The organism is Heyndrickxia camelliae, from assembly GCF_002844575.1.
Lineage (GTDB): Bacteria > Bacillota > Bacilli > Bacillales > Bacillaceae_C > Margalitia > Margalitia camelliae.
This window is the reverse complement of the sequence record NZ_PIQO01000001.1, coordinates 102,319-122,369: the sequence shown is the minus strand read 5'-3', so window position 1 is coordinate 122,369 and position 20,051 is coordinate 102,319. Positions and strand designations below refer to the sequence as shown.

Genomic DNA, 20,051 nt, shown 5'->3' with positions numbered 1-20,051 from the left:
AATCATCTCCTATTTATTCAGTAGTTTCTGCATTCCAGTCATCTTTAATATCAATACCAATCGTATTAGCCGTCTTTTTATTGATGACAAGCTTTAGGTTTTGCGGAACTTGAACAGGAAGGTCAGAAGGCTTGCTTTCGCCTTTCAAAATTTTGACTGCCATTTGTCCGGCTTCATAACCAATATCATAATATTCAAAGCCATATGCTCCTAAAGCACCTTTTCTTACCGAATCAAATTCTGCAGCCATCATTGGAAGTTTATTTTTATTCGCGACAGAAATAACTGATTCTAAAGCAGAAACGACAGTATTATCTGAAATAATATAAAATCCGTCCACTTTACCTACTAATGACTCTGTCGCTTGTTTAACATCTGCAGAAGTTGCTACTGAAGCTTCTACTATTTTCAAACCTATTCCACTTGCTAATTTTTTCACGTTATCTACTTGCGCACGTGAATTTTGTTCTCCTGAGTTATAAACCATACCGACCTTTGTCATATTCAGTTTTTCTTTCATAAATTTCAAGGTGTTTGGAATTGCATCTGGATGGGTATCGATTGTTCCTGTAATATTCGCGCCTGGATTCTCCATAGAAGAAACTAGTTTTGCTCCAATTGGATCCGTGACGGAAGTAAAGACAATCGGAATATCTTTTGTTTGACTTGCTGCGGCTTGTGCACTTGGTGTAGAGTTTGCGAAGATGAGATCAACTTTTGAGTTTACTAAATTTGTTGCGATGGTGGTATTAGTACTATTATCGCCTTGTGCGTTTTGTATATTATATTTGGCTTTTATTCCGCCTTCTTCTATTGCCTTCTTGAAACCTTCAAATGCGGCATCAAGTGATGGGTGTTCGACAATTTGGGTTACCCCGATATTATACGTTTTTTTCTTTGATTCTCCATTATTTGCTTGTCCCCCAGATGATGAAGGTGTCGATGTTTTGGAACCACAAGCAGCTAGTAGAATGGTACTTAATAGGACAACAGCAGTTTTTTTCCATTTCATCATTCCAGTACCCCTTTGAAATAAGTTTTTTAAGGCTTTTCTCTTGAAAGTTGTTACTTTATAAAATTCTTAGTTCTACTTGTCAAAAGTATTTTTTAGAAAATGCCCCGAAACTATTCTGTTTCAGTATTTTATACAAAGAGCGTGCAGTGACATTTTGTTTCGAAAACAGTCCTGTTGAATGAGAATTGCGTGTTGTGTGAAAATCTCTGTACCTTTTTCCATACTAAAAACCTTCCTGATGGATTGAGGAAGACAGATTCCTACTAAACTAGTCTTAAAATAACCCCTCCTTTGTAAACGGTTTCATATCTTTTTAATTTGCATCAATTAGCTTTTATTAACTAGCTGCTCTGCTATTACGAAATAAAAGCTAACGTTTATTTAACGTTATATTAACATTTTATGTGATAGACGGTCAATTTAATTTAAAAATTTCAAAAACTCTATATAATCTTGTATTATATCTTTAGGCCTGATAAATACTTTAATTGTTGTTCGTATTCCTCCATCATCCTATTGATCACTTCTTTAACAGTTGGTATTTTTTTTATTAGCCCTGCGATTTGGCCGCTATTCATAAATCCCTCTTGTTCATTGCCCTCTAAAGCACCGATGCGATGCTGTTTCTCTGTTGTTAGTTCCTCATATTGCTCAATGGTTATACCGCTTTTTTCCCTGTAAAAAATTGATTTAGCATACTCCCCGTCTAATACCCTTCTTACTCTTCCGATAGACCGTCCTACTACCATGGTACTATGATCGGTTGCATCTACTATTCTCTTTTTATATTCCTCAGAAAAAGGTGCTTCTATCGTAGCTACAAATCTAGTTCCCATTTGTACCCCTTGAGCTCCTAGTGCAAATGCGGCTAACATCCCTCTGCCATCTGCAATCCCCCCTGCAGCAATAACCGGTATAGTAACTGCATCCACAATCTGGGGGATTAAGGTCATGGTTGTTGTTTCAAATGGGGAATTTATGCCAGCAGCTTCTACCCCTTCTGCAACAATGATATCTGCTCCCGACTCCTGCGCCTTTTTTGCATGTTTCACGCTGCCCGTTACTACCATCACTTTCACTTTCCTGTCATGTAATACTGGAATATACGGGGATGGGTTTCCAGCAGATAAGGATACAATGGGAATGGAGTGTGTAAAAATAAGTTCTATTATTTTTTCTGCTTCCGGATGTACGGATATAGGAATATTTATTGCAAATGGTTTATTCGTTAATCTCTTTGTTTCTAGGATAATCGCTTCGATTTCCGATACATTCATCGTACCTGTTCCTATAGTTCCTAAACCACCTGCTTCCGAAACTGCTGCAGTAAGCTGAGCATTGCTAATATTCCCCATGCCACCTTGTATAATTGGCTTTTTGATGCCGAGAAGTGTTGCTACTTGACTCATATAACTGCCCCCCAAAACAGATATTTTGCTATTCTTCGATAATGAGTGGATGCTGATACATATCATAATCTTCCTTTATCTTCATTTCATTTCCATCCTTAAAAACGGATTCAAAGAAATGAGATGCTGGTTCAGTTAATTCCCGATAATATTCAGTAAATAAAGTAGCCGCTTTATTACCCAGCCACTTTTTAGGCAGCAATTCCTCCGGCAATCCAGGGTCGATAAATAAAAATTTTCGATACTCATGGACAAGCTTCGTCCTTTCCACAAAGCACTCTGCTGCTGTCATTTGGTTCTTAGATATTTTCTTTTTCTCCTTGTGGAACTTTTCACCATAAAAGTCGATAAATGTTTTATAGTGTTCATTAATATCGTTTAAGTCCCAACATTCTCTTACGATTGTCTGATTTTTCCTCGGTCCATTATTTTCCGCTATAAAATAATGGACATACTCTTTAATATTATATTTATCGATTAACAGGTATACTTGCTTCGTCAAATCATTAGGCGAAATAAAACTGCTGTTCGCAATGGATCCAAAACCGCTCCATTGCAGTTCCTTTCGTAACTCATCTCGGATATTTCTTTTTTCCTCGGGAATGGAGTATATGAGCATTCTCCATTTGCCGTCCCATTTATCAGGATTTAGTTTAAATATACGTTTTGCTGCTTCATCCATTCTCTCTATGCCGCGTTCAGTCAAAAAGTAAAAACTTTTATTCCCTTCTTTTCGTGAATCTACCCATCCTTGTTTATACATACGGGAAATCGCAGCACGAACAGATTGCTCATTATGCCCGAATTCTTTTAATAACCTAATTAAGCTGCCAATCCATATTTCATTTCCATAATGGCGAATGTAATCTCCATATAAAGTAAATATCATCGATCTAGTATTCAAGCTGCTGTTCATGTATGAATTCACTACCCTTTTTATCTTTTAGAAGACTATAAAATATAGAACTATCACTATTTTCTACTCTAGCTACGCGCCTATATGCTTGCAGATGAACAAGGCGCATTTCGCATTTGTTTGTATTCTACCAAATTCATAACTTTTCGACAATGAACAGCGATTAAGAAGAAAAGCAGAGTTGCCGTGACCACCGGTGTAGGGATTTAGGAGGTTTCGGCTGAAATAAGAAACCGTGCTACTGTAGTTCACAAGCTATTGAAAATTGCTCTACCATTTTCACCTGTTGCTGGCTTATGCTAGGGATGAGAGCGGGAAATCTGCTAGTCTATTAGCGCTGGAGCTACACACTAGTCAGTGTCTAGACATGTTTTTAACTATATATTTTCTACAAGCGTTGCAATGCCTTGACCAACTCCGATGCACATTGTAGCGATTCCTAAGTCTGCATTTCTTCGTTTCATTTCATAAATTAAGGAGGTTAAAATTCTTGCCCCACTTGCACCTAAAGGATGCCCAAAAGCAATAGCACCTCCGTTTACATTTACAATGTCCGGATTTACTTCGATTTGCTTGATACATTCCAATGATTGTGAAGCAAAAGCCTCATTTAATTCCACTAATGAAATATCTTTTATAGAAGTTCCTGCTCTTTTTAATAGCTTTCTTGTTGCATATATAGGTCCCAAACCCATAACCGCTGGTTCAAGCCCTGCTACTGCACATGCACGAAATTTTACTAAAGGTCTAAATCCAAGCGCTTTCGCCTTTCTTTCACTCATCATTAATAACGCGGAAGCGCCGTCATTCACACCAGAAGAATTTCCTGCAGTTACAGTGCCTCCTTCAAATAAAGGCTTAAGTTTTGCTAAGGCATCCATTGTTGTTGTTGGTCTCGGGTGTTCATCCAAATATACCTCTGTCTTATTCCCTTTTTTATCCGTTACCGTAACAGGGATAATTTCTTTTGAAAATATCCCTCTCAACATGGCATTTTTTGCCTTCATTTGACTTTCATAAGCAAACAAATCCTGTTCTTCCCGGGAAATGTTAAACCTTCTGGCAACATTTTCCGCTGTTTCTGGCATAGAATCTATCCCATACATTTCCCTCAAACGCGGGTTAATAAAGCGCCAACCAATCGTGGTATCATAAAGCTCCATATTGCCGCGAGGGTACTCCGTTTCTGCCTTTCCCATAACGAACGGAGCTCTTGTCATGCTTTCCGTTCCACCTGCGATAAAGATATCACCTTCCCCTAAGGCGATGGCTCTTGCTGAGTAGTTAATGGCGTCAAGGCCAGACCCACAAAGTCGATTGATAGTAGTAGCTGCTGTTTCAACCGGCAAACCTGCTAATAAAGCGGACATTCTTGCTACATTGCGATTGTCTTCCCCCGCTTGATTGGCGTTTCCAAGGACGACCTCTTCTATTTCTTGTACTGGAAGTCTTGGATTTCTATCTACCAAAGCTTTGATGACCTCGGCACCTAGATCATCAGGACGTACACTTTTCAAAGCACCCTTATATCTTCCAATCGGAGTTCGAACTGCATCTACTATAACGACCGTTTCCATTACTCCCCACTCCTATTAGTGTAATCATATACCCCTTTGCCAGACTTTCTGCCGAGGCGACCAGCTTTCACATATTGAACTAACAATGGGGCAGGGCGATACTTTTCCCCTAATGTCTTGTGTAAATATTGTAGATTGTTGAGTCTAGTATCTAGACCAACTAAGTCTGCTAGTTCGAACGGACCCATTGGATAATTTAAACCAAGCTTTATCGCTTTATCGATATCTTCCGGTGTACCAATTCCCTCCTGCAACATATAAAATGCTTCGTTTCCTACAAGAGCACTTATTCGGCTCGTCACAAAACCCGGAAATTCGTTCACGACTACGGTTTCTTTCCCCATTTGCTCGGCAATACATCTTATTTGATGCACCGTCTCTTCCTCTGTTTCCAACCCTTTAATAATTTCCACCAGTGGCATTTTATGAACTGGGTTAAAGAAATGCATGGCAATCACTTTATTTGGTCTTTTTGTGAAAGACCCTAATTCAGTTGGACTCATTGTGGAAGTATTTGATGCAAAAATACAAGATGCTGGAGCGAGCGAATCCATTCTTTCGAACACATTTTTCTTTATCTCGTGTTTTTCAGGAACTGCCTCTATAATTAAATCTGCTGATTGAACCGCTTTTTCAAAATCAGCCGCATATGAAAGATTTTTTTTTGCTATCTCCATTTGATCCGTAGTTATTTTCTTTCGTTCGATTCCTTTTAAAAAAATCTCTTCTATTTCTAACTGAGCATGTGTAAGTGCCTTTTCGCTTACATCAAATAGGTAAACGGTAAACCCGCTTATAGCCGCAGTATAAGCTATTCCTCTCCCCATTACCCCTGAGCCGATTACAGCTATATTTTGTACCAACCGATTTCCCTCCTACTCCCCTTGAAAATGAGGTTTCCTCTTTTCCAAAAAGGCCGCAATACCTTCTTTATGATCGAGTGTTTGCCCAGCAATTTTTTGTGCGTAAGCTTCCTTTTCCAGCATTTCATAAAGGTTGGATTCCCAACTTTGATACATGTATCTTTTTATCAATCCAATTGTTTTCGTTGGCATGCTTGCTAGTCTTTGTGCAAATATTGCTACTTCCTCATCCCAATTTTCAATGGAAATTACCTTCGTAACCAGACCAATTTCCTTGGCCGTTTCTGCCGATATTTTTTCCCCTAAGACGGCTAATTCCATCGCTTTTGCATGCCCCACCATTCTCGGCAAATAATAAAAATTACCGGAATCAGGTACCAATCCTACATGAATGAAAGCTTCTAAAAAACTAGCTTTTGAAGAGGCTAATCGAAAATCACATGCTAAGGCGAGGCTCATTCCGGCACCGGCAGCAGTTCCATTCACAGCGGCAATAATTGGCTTTTCAGTCGAAGCTATCTGTCTAATCATTGGATTGTAGTATTTTCTTATTAGTTCCCCATAATCCGTATCAGCTTCAACATCCTGAAGATCCTGACCGGATGAAAATGCTCTACCTGTTCCTGTAATGACGATGGCCCTTACTTCTATATCATTTGCTGCCTGTTTAATAGACTTTGTTATTTCTTCTTTCATCTTGCTATTAAATGCGTTCAAGCTTTGTGGACGATTCATCGTAATCCAAGCTACATGATCTCTTACTTCATAAAGAATCGTGTCAAACATCCAAACCCCACCTTTATTGACCCTTAAAATTGGCCTTTCTTTTTTCCATAAATGCATTCATGCCTTCTTTTTGGTCTTCGGATGCAAATAATAGGTAGAAATTTTTTCTTTCAAATTGCATCCCTTCATATAAGGAATAATCTAAGGCTTTCGATACCGATTCCTTAATTAGACGCACAGAAAGAGGTGGTTTATTGGCAAGCATTTGGGCATATTTCATCGTTTCATCCAACAATACCTCTTTAGGGAACAATTTATTTACAATTCCCTCTCTGCATGCGTCCTCCGCGTCCCTCATTTCACCTGACCAAAGCCACTCTAAGGCTCTCGTTTTTCCAATAAGTTTTGTGAGCCTTTGTGTTCCACCTGCACCAGGCATAACCCCTAAATTGACCTCTGGAAACCCAAATTTAGCATCCTCAGCAGCAAATAATAAGTCACATGCTAGTGCTAATTCAAACCCTCCTCCTAACGCAAATCCATGGACTGCACAAATAACCGGCTTTTTCAGTAGGGTAAAGCGATCCCATTCGGCAAACTGATTTAAAAGTTCAAGGCTCACTGGATTATCCGCTGCCATTTCATCAATATCTGCCCCGGCCGCAAAGGCTCTTCCATTTCCGTAAATAACCATGACACGAATTTGTTCATTTTGTTCAAAGCTTTCTAATGCTCTAATAATCTCTGACACCATTTGGCGATTCAAGGCGTTCAGTACATTTGGGCGATTAAGCATGACTAATCCAAGCTGATCTTTAGCCTCAACTCGTATGTACTCATAATTAGCCATTGACTTCTTCACCGAACATGAAAGTTACAAGATCACCTGCAAAGCCCATTACATCCTTTCCAGATGCCTTTGATTCTTCTGTTTTCGAGGCTGCTTTAAAAGCTTCCTTACTGTCGTAATACATTTCGCACATTAAGTAATAAGGACTTGACCCTGACATTTTTGTAATTTCTACTTTCCTGAGTCCCGGAATTTTTTCTGTTAACGGGATATGAGTTTCAAAATAGTATTGATCAAATTTTTCGGTGTCCTCTGGTTTTTTAAATAAAGCAATCATTTTATACATGAGCATACATCCTTTCTTTTTTAAAAGCTTCAGTCATTATCTGGCTCCAGGAGAAATTCTTATTTACATTAAGGTTGATATTGGCTTCATCGCCTCAAATGGATTTTTGCAGCTTTTGCAGTATAAAATACTTCTGCAAGCTGTAGGACCAAATAAGTTCTCCATTGTTGTATAATGGGATCCACAGTATGGACATTCGACATCCCATAGTTCCTTTTCTTTTATAAAAACTGGTGGCGGTGCAATTCCAAATTGTTTCAAATTTACTTTTCCTTTTTCTGAAATGCGGTCAGATGTCCATGGCGGATCATGAACAAATTCCACTTCCACTCCATTGACACCATCCACCATTTGAATCGCTTCTATTATATTTTTCTTAATAATTTCTAATGCAGGACATCCGACAAACGTTGGAAGCACTTTAAGTTTTACCCTGCCGTATTGATCAATCTGAATATCTTCCACCATCCCCAAATCCACCACACTTACAGATGGAATTTCGGGATCCTTTACGTTCTCCAATATTTGAAGTACTTTACTTTGTAAAAATTCCATCGACTCCACGTTTTCCCTCACCTTTCCTACCATGTTGCTTGTGGATCGAGACTATAGACTTCACTTAAGATAGATAAAGCTTGGTTTAGGTCCTCCGTGTGCATACCAGTTCTTCCATTGCCTTTCCTTGCGCTTGGAGGTCCCGGATAGTCGATGCCTGCTTTTTGAAAGACCTGTTGCATTTCCACTTCCCATTTTTGTTTAAAAAGATTTTCTTCTTCTATTAATTGATATTTCGAAAAGTCTGCTGCATATGTTCCATATGATAGAACGTCTGCAAATTCATCCCATACCTTTTGAATAGCAGCTTGCATACGTGTCTTGGCCTCTCCGCCGCTTAACACAAGTTGATTAAACCAAACTTTCCAATGCATGACATGGTAGTATTGTTCCATTTTAATTTTGGTGGCAGCTTGCGCTAACGGAAGATAGGAGGATTGTTTCAGAGATTCCAATTTTAACTTTTTATAAATGTCATAGAAATAATGTCGGACTACTGTAAATGCCCAATCATAGCTGGGATTTTCCAAGTAAGAACCAGTTCCATTCATTAACTCTAGCAGTATTGCATTTTTACGTTCAGATGCTTTTCGTTCGTGCGCAAGTTCGTCTGCGCTACCTTCTCCAAGAGACTCTAGAAGTTCATAGTACATAACAGCATGCCCCATGGTAGCTTGGTTAATCGATGCATAAGCGATATCCTCTTCAATATGAGGTGCTAAGCCAAGCCATTCGGAACCACGAAAAGCCAGAATAAAATCATCGTCTGCCAGTTGGTATAAAAGCTCGATTAGAGCCATTTTATATTGCTTATTTTGAATCGCTTCCTGCGGCGTTGCGATTTGGTCCACGTTGATCCCCTCCCCACGACATAATTTCCTTCTCATCTAATACTTGTTGCTCATATTTCCGCCATTTTTTTTTCAAATATCCATAGCCTTTTGTTAGTCGGTATTCTTTGTTATCCAGACGTTCCAATGCTTTCTTATCTTCTGGTTTTAACTTCGTAATATCGGAGCGTTTCACTACCCAAATATCGACTACCGGCTCCCGCCTCATAAAGTTCTCTTGCGCCATCACTAATGCCATTTCATGGTTCGGAGCAAGCAGACTAAATTGGTGCTGAAAATCTGATTTGTGATTTCGTTTACTAAATACTTCAAACACATGGTAAAACTCTTCGTTCTGCAAACAGCTCATCCTTTCTACATACTTACTCTTCGTGTACATTTCTGTGTACTATGCTTCCACTTTTTTTATAGAGCTAGAGGAGATAATTTATTGCTATATTGCCTCTCTCTTTGCTCCTAGCGCTTCGCGAACCCACCGGCTGTTTTCAAATGCCATTCTTCTTAACTGTAATCTTGATTGTGATTTTGGCCCTTTACCTGCTATTATTTTTTTAAACTCTGACCAGTCCGGCTGCTGATATACCCATTTTCCTTTTTCCTCATCAAAATGCATAGTATCGTCTGGAAGCTTAAAGCCTAGCGCTAATACTCTTGGCACATATTTTGTAAAGAAATCTTGGCGGAGTTGTTCATTTGTTTTCGTACGTATTTTATATTTGATGGTGATATCCTGCTTGGAAGAACCGGTCGTCTCTGCACTTTCTGGTCCAAAAAACATGAGCAAGGATGGCCACCACCGATAAATCGCTTCTTGGAGCATTTCTCTTTGCTGCTCTGAGCCTTCTGCAAGTGCCATAATGATTGATTCACCGTGTTGTGCATGAAATACTTCTTCTGCACAAATCCGGTGCAATGCACGTGAATATGGTCCATATGATGCCTGAAGCATATTAGTTTGAGTCATTATGGCTGCGCCATCCACGAGCCATGCAATAATCCCGGCATCTGCCCAGGTTGGAGCCTCCATGTGAAATACATTATGAAATTTTAAATCTCCATTTAAGAGATCTTCCATGATATCGTCTCTGTTTTTTCCTAATGGCTCAAGAAGGTCTTCTACTACGCGCAGAAGAAGCTGTCCGTGCCCCATTTCATCTTGAACCTTTGCCATAATACCTAGTTTCTTACGCAAGGACGGTGCTTTTGGAACCCATTCCTTTTCAGGCAACGCTCCCATAATTTCACTGATACCATGCATCGAAATAAGCTTAATTAATACATTTCGATATTCATCCGGCATCCAATCATCTGCTTCAATCTTTTCACCATTTTCAATTCGTTCCATAAATTGCTGCAGCTTTTCTTCCTTTGACAATTTGGAAAAATCGACTGTATTCATGATCAGTCCCCTTTCTATTTTGTTATTTTTTCACCGTCGCCTTGCGATGATCAATAATTCTTACTGCCTTTCCCTCTGAACGCATAATGCTTTTTGGAGGGAGTAATACAACATTCATTGACACATAGCAAAAAGTTTTCATTTTCTCTTGAATTTCTACTTTTAATGTTTGCAATATTGGGTGTTCGAGATTCTGTGATGATTTTTGATAAAGTCCTTCTGTTATCTCAACATGCAGTTCTACTTCATCTAAGGAGGATGTTCTATGCAGATGTAATTGGTAATGAGGTGCTAATTCTTTTATAGTTATGAGATGATGTTCAATTTCTGATGGAAAAACATTGACGCCACGAACGATAATCATATCGTCAATCCGACCCTTTACTCTAGACATTCGGGTTGTTGTTCTTCCACAAACACATTTAGCTTTATTGATAGATGCTATGTCTCCTGTTCGGTAACGAATGATTGGAAGCGCTTCCTTTTTAAGGCTTGTAAAAACAAGCTCTCCAACCGTCCCTTCAGGAACAGGTTCTAATGTAACAGGGTCAATAACCTCCACTAGAAAATGATCTTCTGCTATATGTAAACCGTCCTGACCAACACTGCATTCCATTGCAACCCCAGGTCCAACCACTTCACTTAAGCCGTATATATCACATGCTTTTATATTAAAAAGTTCCTCTATTCTATGTCTCATTTCCTCGGACCAAGGTTCTGCTCCGAAAATACCGTATTTTAAGGATGTTTTCCGAGGATTCTTTCCCATTTCCAGCATCTTTTCGCCTATATTCAATGCATATGAGGGTGTAGAGCACAGAATCGTAGGTCTAAAATCTTCGATAATAGATATTTGTCTTTCCGTATTGCCGCCTGATATGGGAATAACGGTTACGCCTAAAGCTTCCCCTCCAAAATGTAGACCAAGACCACCAGTGAATAAACCATATCCATAAGCATTTTGAAGAATATCCTCTGGTCCTCCCCCTACAATGGAGATTGCTCTTGCAACAATTGATGCCCAGTCTTTAATGTCCTTCTTTGTATATCCGACTACTGTTGGTTTGCCACTTGTTCCTGATGAGGCATGTAGTCGGACGAGATCTTTTTGTTCAGAAGCGAACAGTCCAAATGGATAGTGGTCTCTAAGATCTCTTTTGGTTGTAAAAGGTAATTTCTTAATATCATCTAGATTTTGAATGCTGGTAGGTGTTAAATTTCTTTCTTGAAATTTATTGCGGTAAAATGGAACACGTTCATATACTCTTTCAACTGTTTTTTGCAAATCATGTAGCTGCTGCTCTTCGATGGAGACTCTTTCGGCAGTTTCCATATCATGCAAAATCATATATTTCCTCCTTACCGATACATTAATATGACGTATTTTTTCCGTTTATACATTTTGTCGTCATATTTACTTATAGAATACGACCTAAACAGATAATTGTCAATTTGATTCTGAAAATTCAACCTCCATTTTTTATGAAAATACAAAATAAAAAACCGGAGAATAATCTCCGGCTTAATCCATCATTTTCATAAGTTTTCTGGAAAATCCTAATAAAATGAGACCAAATACGATTGTAACACATCCAATTAGACCAAACACCTCAAAATAGCCTAAGGATTCTGTAAAGCTTCCTAATTGACCAGCTAAGATATTCGCAATACCTGAGCTTGCTAACCATACACCCATTAATAACGATGCATATTTTATAGGAGAAATCTTACTTACAGTGGACAATCCTACTGGTGAAAGGAATAGTTCCCCAACTGTATGGAATAGATAAGTGACAACAATGAATAATAAGTTTGCTTTTGTAGTAATATCGTGTTCATTGCTTCCAGTACGCATAATGGCTAATAATAGAACAAGGTAGCCGACACCTAGAAGAATCATTCCAAGTCCCATTTTAGTCGGAACTGGCATATCTCCACGTTTGGAACGAGCTAATTTCACCCAAAGTGCCGAAACAACCGGTGCCAATACTACAATAAATAAAGGGTTTACTGATTGGAACCAAGATGTTGGAAGTGTGAAACCAAATACATTACGATTGACGAATTTATCTGTATACACGGTTAACGCTCCACCAGCTTGTTCAAAACCAGCCCAGAAGAAAATAACAAATACTGTTAGTATTATAACAACCGCTGTTCTTTGTTTTTCTTTTTTGGTTAATGGAGCTTTAATCTTTTCTCCACCAGAAACCTTCATCGGTTTTCCAACAGGCTTTTTACCAATGTCTCCTAGATAACGATTTCCCAGAAGATTGAATAATACCTGTCCGATTACCATTCCGATTGCAGAGGCCAAGAAACCATATCGATATCCGTAGGCGATGACTCCATTATTATGAACAGCAAATAGCTTGTCTGTAATCAAACCAATGATAAGCGGGGAGAAGAACGCACCAACGTTAATTCCCATATAGAAAATCGTAAATGCCGGATCACGGCGAGGATCATCTTTTTCATATAATTCGCCGACTATTGTAGAGATATTCGGTTTAAAAAATCCATTCCCAATAATCAGAATAATTAGACCTAAATAAACACCAACTTCACTATGAATACCAAATAAGACAAGGTTTCCGATTGCCATTGTAATACCGCCGAGCGTAATCGCTAAACGTTGACCTAAGAAACGGTCGGACAACCATCCACCAATTAAAGGTGTTAAATAAACAGCTCCAGTAAAGAAACCGTATAATGATAAAGCAAAACTTTCATTCATTCCTAAACCGCCGTTAACTAGCGATTTCGTTAAATAAAGGACTAGAATAGCCCGCATTCCATAATAGCTAAAACGTTCCCACATTTCAGTTAAAAATAACAAATATAAACCTGGTGGGTGTTTTTTACGCGACTTTTTGGCATCATGTTGATTTTTCAATGTGGCCTCCATATTTTCGCTCCCCTCAATAATTAAAATTATTTTAATATAAATACAAGGATAATTTATTTACAATTAAAACGTCAATAAATTTGCTAGAAATATCAAAATTTAAAATCTTCCCAATTACTTAATAAGTCAAAAACGCACTCTTCAAACCCTTTTCATTATGCATATTTCAAATTATTAACATGGTATTTTATTACTATATTTCAAATTATATTATTTCACAATAGTTTTCTTTAATGAATCAATTTACTTTCCTCCGCTTTCTGGACAAATTTTCGAGTAAGATGATTGATAGGTCTTTTTAGAAATATCCCAATGAGAAATGACAGGAATAAAAATATACATAATATCATCACATCCCTCTGGGCAATATCCCATAAAATTCCGCCCACCGCTTCCCTCATAAGGCTAATGGAATAAGTAAAGGGCAAAAAAGGGTTCAGTAATTGAAAAAAGGCAGGAGTAACTTGTATGGGGAATGTCCCTCCAGAACCGGAAATTTGCAAGACCAATAATACTATTCCTATTGATTTGCCTATATTTCCAAAAACAGAAACAAAGGTGTACACAATCGTAATAAAAACAACACTATTCCATAATCCAAACAGAATAAACCAAAGCTTTTCCAACACAAAAGCATGCAGAAGATAAATGTCTCCAATCGTTACCAATAATGATTGCAATAATCCCAAGGTTAAAAAGGTCAAATAACGTCCGAAAAAAATTTGATAACTTTTTAGCTCACTCCCCCCCACCTCTACTGTTAGTAATGAAATGAGAAGCATAGCCCCAACCCATAAGGATAATGTCGTAAAAAAAGGCGACATTGCCGAACCATAATTAGGGATATGGTATAGTTGTCTTTCTTTCAATAACACGGGTTCCTTAAAAAAATTACTTTCTTTTTGAACATCATGCTTTAATAAGCTAATGATATCGTGTATATTTTCCTTTTTTTCAAAGTCTCTTATTCGCTTCGCTATCTTCTTAATTTGTACTTCTGCTACTGGAAGTTCCTTCTTTATGGTACTAACTTCATTTATTCCTATTGTTGCCCCTTGAGAGGCGTCATTTAAAAGTTTTTTTATCGTTGGGAGATCCTTATTCACTTGCCCCAATACTTCAGATGCATCCCTTACACTTTCCTTAGCAATGTTAATAGAATGCTTCACTTTAGGAACGATGACTGTATCAAAATTTGCGACTAATCCATTTAAAATATTGGTGGAAGCACTCGATAATTGATTTATTTTTTGAATGGGATTATTTGAGATCGTTTGCCCTTTATTTACATCCATTCCCAAATTATTTAAAAGATTTATTTCTTGTTGAAATTGATTCATTACGGTCGTAACTCGCTGCCTAATTGGACCCATTTCCTGACGACCGCTGACACCATCCAATTGTGTTAATATTTTATTTAATGTATCCGCAATGTTCACACCTGATTGTAAATTATCTATAGCCTTTGCAATCTCTTCCTTTGATGCAGAATGGTCTTGTAGACGAGCGGCGATACCTCGAGAGTTGTTAGCTATTTCACTAAGAAAAATAATATTTTCTTTTATTGAAGGTTCAATTTTATGTAAAGTATCATCACTTTTAGATAAAAATTGTGATAAATGGTTTGTTAATTCTATACCATTTCCTGCTATTTCTTGTACTTTTGGAAGATTTTTTTTGGCATTACCTACTATAATTTGAGCTTTTGTCGCATCATCCAATGCTATATTTACAAACCTATTGATTTGCGGAATATCTGCTTCGATTTTAAAGATAAGTTCTTTCACTCTTTCTATTGTTGGCAAATCTCGCTCTAACTCCACACCAATTTCATGAAAGATAGTAAAAATCGATTCACTAGCAGTTTTTACAAAATTTTTGCTAATTTGATCCACAACTCCGCTTGCTCCGGAAGAAGTAATCTTCGGGGCAACTGCATTTATTTTTTCATTAACGGTATACACGATTACGGGCTTCTTAGGATTCGCGTTTAAAACAGAAATTATTTTCTCGGAAAAATCCTTTGGGATAGTAATGCTAGCATAGTATGTCCCATGCTTAACTCCATCTAGAGCAGCATCCTCGCTTACAAATGTCCACCCTAATTTTTTATTTTGCTTTAAAGATTGAACAACTTGATTACCAATATTAACAGATTTCCCTCTTAACACAGTTCCTTGATCAAGATTAGACACTGCTACAGCAATACCTTTTGTATTTCCATACGGATCCCAAGATGCTTTGATATTGAACCACGCATAGAGAGATGGTAAGCCAACTAGAGCCAATATAATAACCAGTGCAACCCAGTTTGTTACGATATTCTTTATATCCCTAAAATAAATACGTAAAATGATATCCATTACTGGAACTCCTTATATATATCCATGATGTCTATATGTAAAAGGTTCTCCAAATGGGATTATTTTATGAAGAAAAGACCGATCCACATGATATTGAAATTTCGCCGGGAGGAGACGGAGAACTAGCAGCTAGACGTAGACAGATTTCAAATTCCTAAATAATAAAAAGCCTCGAGCTATTTCATGCTTGAGGCTTCTGCTTTATTATTGCAATTCTTTATCTAAAAACGCATAAAAATCTGCCCATTCATCCATTACTTTGGATGTTGGCTTTCCTAACCCATGACCTGCCTTCGATTCGATACGAAGGAGAATAGTTGATTCTTTATCGGCTTTTTCCATTAAGGTAGCAGCAAACTTTTTCGCATGGGCCGGTACAACTCTGTCATCGCTTTCCGCTGTTGCTATTAGTACAGGTGGATATTTTTGGCCTTCTTTAATATTGTGAAGCGGAGAATAAGCATACATAAATGGAAAATGTTCTGGGTTCTCGGCATTTCCGTATTCTGGTATCCAGTAACGTCCAATGGTGAATTTATGATAACGAAGCATATCAATTACTGGTACAAGGCATAGCACTGCACCAAATAAATCAGGTCTTTGAACCATACATGCAGCTACTAAAAGTCCTCCGTTCGAACCACCCATGATAGATAGTTTCTCTTTGCTCGTATAGCCGCTCTTAATTAACCATTCACCAGCAGCAATAAAATCATCAAACACATTTTGTTTATTTTCCAACATTCCGGCTCTATGCCATTCTTCTCCATATTCTGTACCGCCGCGCAAGTTCGCTACCGCATACACACCTCCTTTTTCCAGCCAGCGTAAGATGGCAGGATTGAAAGAAGGGGTCATGCTGATATTGAATCCGCCATAACCATATAAAATAACTGGATTCTGTCCATTCAGTTCGATTTCCTTGTGGTGAGTAAGAAACATTGGAACCTTTGTGCCATCTTTAGAAGTATAAAAAATTTGCTTTGTTTCATAGACTGAAGTATCCATATTCAGTGGAGATTCAGCGAATACCTTCAGCTTATTTTCGCTAACATTATACTGATAAACGGTCGTTGGATTTAGGAATGAAGTCATTCCTAAATAAATTTCTTCATCCTCACTACTGCCTGTTACATTTATTAAAGAACCTATTATTGGAATCGATATTTCATTGACATATGTTCCGTCCATTTTGTAAACATGAAGTTGATGATGGGCATCATGGAGGGTTGCAATAACGAATCTGTTTTTAACATATATAACTCTATCCATGACATCCTGTTGTTCTGGTAGTACTTCTGTCCAATTTTGCGGTTCCGGTTTTGTGATATCTATCGCGATGATTCTGCCGTTTGGTGCATCCAAATTTGTTTTAAAATAGAATGTGGAACCAGTGTTAGTAATGTATGAATACTCCGCATCCTGTTTATCTAATAAACGTGTGAATACCTTTTCCGAATGTAGCCTTTTTACATAAAAACGATTTTCTGTAGCGGTGCCCAGATTAACGTGCAAGCATAAATATTTTTCATCATCGCTTACAAATGCACCAAACATTAATTCCTTTTCTTCCGGCTGCTCATGGATTAACTGATCCTCGCTTTGAGCCGTTCCGAGTTTATGAAAATATACTGCGTTATAATTGCTCTCATCTTCCTTGCGAACGGAACCAGGTGCTGGGAATCTGCTGTAGTAAAATCCTGATGCATCAGGTGCCCATGCAATTCCCGTAAATTTCACATGCTGAATATGATCAGCAAGCTTTTCGCCGTTGTTAATGTCGATTACATGGAGTTCCTGCCAGTCACTTCCGTGAGTAGATGTAGCATACGCAATATAATGACCATCTTTACTAAAGGAATAATTAGTCATTGCCACCGTACCATCTTCACTTAAAGTGTTAGGATCAATAAGTACGGTTTCTTTCTCCCCCTCTTTCATATATAAGACAGCCTGATTTTGCAGTCCGTCATTTTTTTGATAAAAGAGGCGATTTTTTACCTTCTTTGGCACGAAATATTTTGGATAATTAAATAGCTCTGTTAATCTTTCTCTGTCTTTTTCCCGTGTCGAGATTTGTTCAAAATAGACATCCGATTGCTCTGACATCCATTTTCCCCAGTCTATTGTATCTTGAGAAGTAGAATCCTCCAACCATCGATATGGATCAGCAACTTTAGTGCCATGAAAATCCTCCACTATATCACTCTTTTTAATGGTTATCATCTGCATTCCCCCTGAACCTTTTTATCGAGCTCCTTCTATATACTTCGACAAACTAAATAAAAATCCCTTCAATAAATTGAAAGATTTGAATATTTTAACAAGAGAGTGAAATAACCTTGCCAGAGTATTGTTTTCCGATACTTCGATTGAGATTTACCAATTAGAAGGAAACGAAATGGACGAACATCCACTCCAAAAAGAAAAGAAGATTGCTGGGAATCTTCTTTTTTATACATCTTGACCTAAATTGGATTGAACAAGGATTTTTTGATAGTTTCTATCCTTTTCTTTCGATAGCATTGTACCTATTAATCCCCCTATAAATCCAAGAGGAATGGAAACAATTCCTGGTGAAGCAAGTGGGAATAATGGTTTTCCTACGAAAATAGCATGTCCGCTCGGATCCCAAACATTTGGACTCAGTAGTACCAAAATAATAGTTGAAAATAATCCCACTATCATACTTGTAATAGCTCCTGCCGTATTAAATCTTCTCCAATATATGGTTAATAGAATAACAGGGAGATTCGCACTAGCGGCAAGCGTTAAAGCTAATGATCCAAGAAATGCAACATTTAAATTTTGAACAAACAAAGATATAATAATCGCAATTACCGGAACAACAATGGAAGCAATACGCGCTGCTTTTAATTGCTGCTTCTCCGTCGCTTTTCCGCGCTTCAAGATTCCATTGTAAAAATCATGGGCAAAAGCGGATGCACCGGATAATACAATACCGGCAACCACTGCCAAGATGGTCGCAAATGCAACTGCTGCAATAAAAGCGAATAAGAAATCCCCGCCAAGAATTCGTGCCAATGCCGGAGCAGCCATATTGCCAGCTGGATTTTCAGCAATAATTTTATCGGTTCCAATGAGTGCAGCTGCACCAAATCCTAGAAAAATAGCCATTACATAGAATATACTAATCACCCAGGTAGCTACTGTCACAGATTTACGGGCAGTCTTCGCATCTTTTACGGTAAAAAAGCGGATCAATACGTGTGGTAAACCCGCTGTACCAAGCAATAATCCAAAGTTTAAGGAAATGGCGTCCAGCCCATTTTTATTTTTAATGCCTGGTTCTAAATATTTTTCTCCAAATGGCGTGGCACTTTTTACTTTTTCAAAAATATCAATAATATTAAAATGAAATTTGCTTAATACCAGAATAAAAAGAATGAATGTCCCGCCTAATAGTAAAAATGCTTTCGTGATTTGTACCCAGCTTGTTGCAGTCATCCCTCCAAACAGAACATAGACCGTCATGAGTACTCCAACAATGATTAAGGATGGAACATATGGAATCCCAATCAACATTTTTATTAGTACCCCTGCACCAACTAATTGAGCTACCATATAAAAGACAGAAATTGTTACTGTATTAAGGGCTGCAAATCCCCGTACTTTGTTTGCTTTAAAGCGGGCTGTTATCATATCTGCTAACGTGTATTTCCCTAGATTTCTAAGCGGTTCCGCTACTAAATACATAACAATCAGATATGAAAGTAATGCACCGAGCAATAGATATAAGCCGTCAAATCCAGTTAAGGCGATGCCGCCAACAATTCCGAGAAAGGAGGAGGCAGACATAAAATCACCGGAAATGGCAACACCATTTTGCCAGCCTTTTAGCTCCCCACCAGCAGTATAAAATTGATTGGTATTTTTGGTTATCTTTGCTGCGAAATAGGTGATAACCAGGGTAGCAACGACTATTAACAGGAATAATGTAATGACTGTATCATTCATACATTTGCCTCCTTAACAGTCAACTCTTTATTTGCTTCTTCTTTAATTTTTTCGTTTAACTGATCAAAAGAGCTTGCTTTTTTCGTATAAAGAACACAGAAGAACCAGGTCATAATGAAAAGCATAAATGCCCAAAACCAAGCCCATGTAATTGGACCAATAAAAGTATGATTAAGAACAGTTGAGTAGGAAGTCAAAACGGGCAGGGCTAGAAATAGAATAAAGATGATGAGAGTAGATGTCAGGATGAATTTCTTTTTCTTGGCTAACATATCTTGGAAGCCTGGCAACGCAACTATTTTTTCATATTTTTCCTCATCCCTCATAGTTAAACCACTTCTTTCTTTTATAAAAA

At 38.0% G+C, this 20,051-nt stretch carries 18 protein-coding genes; all 18 read right to left on the bottom strand.

Annotation, left to right across the window (positions count from 1 at the left end):
* Positions 1-13: 13 nt before the first annotated feature.
* Positions 14-1,015: an ABC transporter substrate-binding protein gene (locus CWO92_RS00600; protein WP_101352248.1), complete on the bottom strand. Its 1,002-nt coding sequence runs from the start codon at positions 1,013-1,015 to the stop codon at positions 14-16.
* Between the two features lie 458 nt (positions 1,016-1,473).
* Positions 1,474-2,424 (bottom strand): NAD(P)H-dependent flavin oxidoreductase, encoded by a 951-nt coding sequence (locus CWO92_RS00595; protein ID WP_101352247.1) that lies wholly within the window; start codon positions 2,422-2,424, stop codon positions 1,474-1,476.
* A gap of 28 nt (positions 2,425-2,452) precedes the next feature.
* Positions 2,453-3,340: a phenylacetic acid degradation operon negative regulatory protein PaaX gene (gene paaX / locus CWO92_RS00590; RefSeq protein ID WP_101352246.1), complete on the bottom strand. Its 888-nt coding sequence runs from the start codon at positions 3,338-3,340 to the stop codon at positions 2,453-2,455.
* Between the two features lie 377 nt (positions 3,341-3,717).
* Positions 3,718-4,917, bottom strand: a complete 1,200-nt coding sequence (locus CWO92_RS00585) for an acetyl-CoA C-acyltransferase (RefSeq protein WP_101352245.1) — start codon at positions 4,915-4,917, stop codon at positions 3,718-3,720.
* Positions 4,917-5,780 (bottom strand): 3-hydroxyacyl-CoA dehydrogenase, encoded by an 864-nt coding sequence (locus CWO92_RS00580; protein WP_101352244.1) that lies wholly within the window; start codon positions 5,778-5,780, stop codon positions 4,917-4,919. Before CWO92_RS00580 ends, CWO92_RS00585 begins: the two co-directional genes overlap by 1 nt.
* Positions 5,781-5,792: 12 nt before the next feature.
* A complete protein-coding gene (locus tag CWO92_RS00575; RefSeq protein WP_101352763.1) occupies positions 5,793-6,566 on the bottom strand; it encodes an enoyl-CoA hydratase-related protein in 774 nt (257 codons plus the stop codon).
* Between the two features lie 13 nt (positions 6,567-6,579).
* The gene (locus CWO92_RS00570; protein WP_101352243.1) at positions 6,580-7,356 is read right to left on the bottom strand and encodes an enoyl-CoA hydratase-related protein; all 777 of its coding nucleotides are present in this window, start codon (positions 7,354-7,356) and stop codon (positions 6,580-6,582) included.
* Entirely contained in the window at positions 7,349-7,642 is a 294-nt protein-coding gene (locus tag CWO92_RS00565) for an EthD family reductase (protein ID WP_101352242.1), read from the bottom strand. The genes CWO92_RS00570 and CWO92_RS00565 overlap by 8 nt, the downstream gene beginning before the upstream one ends.
* Positions 7,643-7,705: 63 nt before the next feature.
* Positions 7,706-8,197, bottom strand: a complete 492-nt coding sequence (gene paaD, locus CWO92_RS00560; RefSeq protein WP_101352762.1) for a 1,2-phenylacetyl-CoA epoxidase subunit PaaD — start codon at positions 8,195-8,197, stop codon at positions 7,706-7,708.
* Between the two features lie 26 nt (positions 8,198-8,223).
* Positions 8,224-8,997, bottom strand: coding sequence for a 1,2-phenylacetyl-CoA epoxidase subunit PaaC (gene paaC / locus CWO92_RS00555; protein WP_233269786.1), 774 nt, complete (start codon positions 8,995-8,997; stop codon positions 8,224-8,226).
* Between the two features lie 10 nt (positions 8,998-9,007).
* A complete protein-coding gene (gene paaB, locus CWO92_RS00550) occupies positions 9,008-9,397 on the bottom strand; it encodes a 1,2-phenylacetyl-CoA epoxidase subunit PaaB (RefSeq protein ID WP_199256878.1) in 390 nt (129 codons plus the stop codon).
* 84 nt (positions 9,398-9,481) lie between these two features.
* Positions 9,482-10,447 carry a 1,2-phenylacetyl-CoA epoxidase subunit PaaA gene (gene paaA, locus CWO92_RS00545; protein WP_101352239.1) on the bottom strand — a complete coding sequence of 322 codons (966 nt, stop codon included), beginning with the start codon at positions 10,445-10,447 and terminating at the stop codon, positions 9,482-9,484.
* 22 nt (positions 10,448-10,469) lie between these two features.
* Positions 10,470-11,795, bottom strand: coding sequence for a phenylacetate--CoA ligase family protein (locus CWO92_RS00540; protein WP_101352238.1), 1,326 nt, complete (start codon positions 11,793-11,795; stop codon positions 10,470-10,472).
* Positions 11,796-11,969: 174 nt separating this feature from the next.
* Complete coding sequence (locus CWO92_RS00535) at positions 11,970-13,355, bottom strand: peptide MFS transporter (protein ID WP_101352237.1); 1,386 nt, start codon at positions 13,353-13,355, stop codon at positions 11,970-11,972.
* Between the two features lie 230 nt (positions 13,356-13,585).
* Positions 13,586-15,718, bottom strand: a complete 2,133-nt coding sequence (locus tag CWO92_RS00530) for a YhgE/Pip domain-containing protein (RefSeq protein WP_101352236.1) — start codon at positions 15,716-15,718, stop codon at positions 13,586-13,588.
* 204 nt (positions 15,719-15,922) lie between these two features.
* On the bottom strand, positions 15,923-17,944 hold the full coding sequence (locus CWO92_RS00525; protein WP_101352235.1) for a prolyl oligopeptidase family serine peptidase: 2,022 nt from the start codon (positions 17,942-17,944) through the stop codon (positions 15,923-15,925).
* A 228-nt stretch (positions 17,945-18,172) separates the two neighbouring features.
* The gene (locus tag CWO92_RS00520; RefSeq protein ID WP_101352234.1) at positions 18,173-19,696 is read right to left on the bottom strand and encodes a solute symporter family protein; all 1,524 of its coding nucleotides are present in this window, start codon (positions 19,694-19,696) and stop codon (positions 18,173-18,175) included.
* On the bottom strand, positions 19,693-20,022 hold the full coding sequence (locus CWO92_RS00515; RefSeq protein WP_101352233.1) for a DUF485 domain-containing protein: 330 nt from the start codon (positions 20,020-20,022) through the stop codon (positions 19,693-19,695). The genes CWO92_RS00520 and CWO92_RS00515 overlap by 4 nt, the downstream gene beginning before the upstream one ends.
* Between the last annotated feature and the right edge of the window lie 29 nt (positions 20,023-20,051).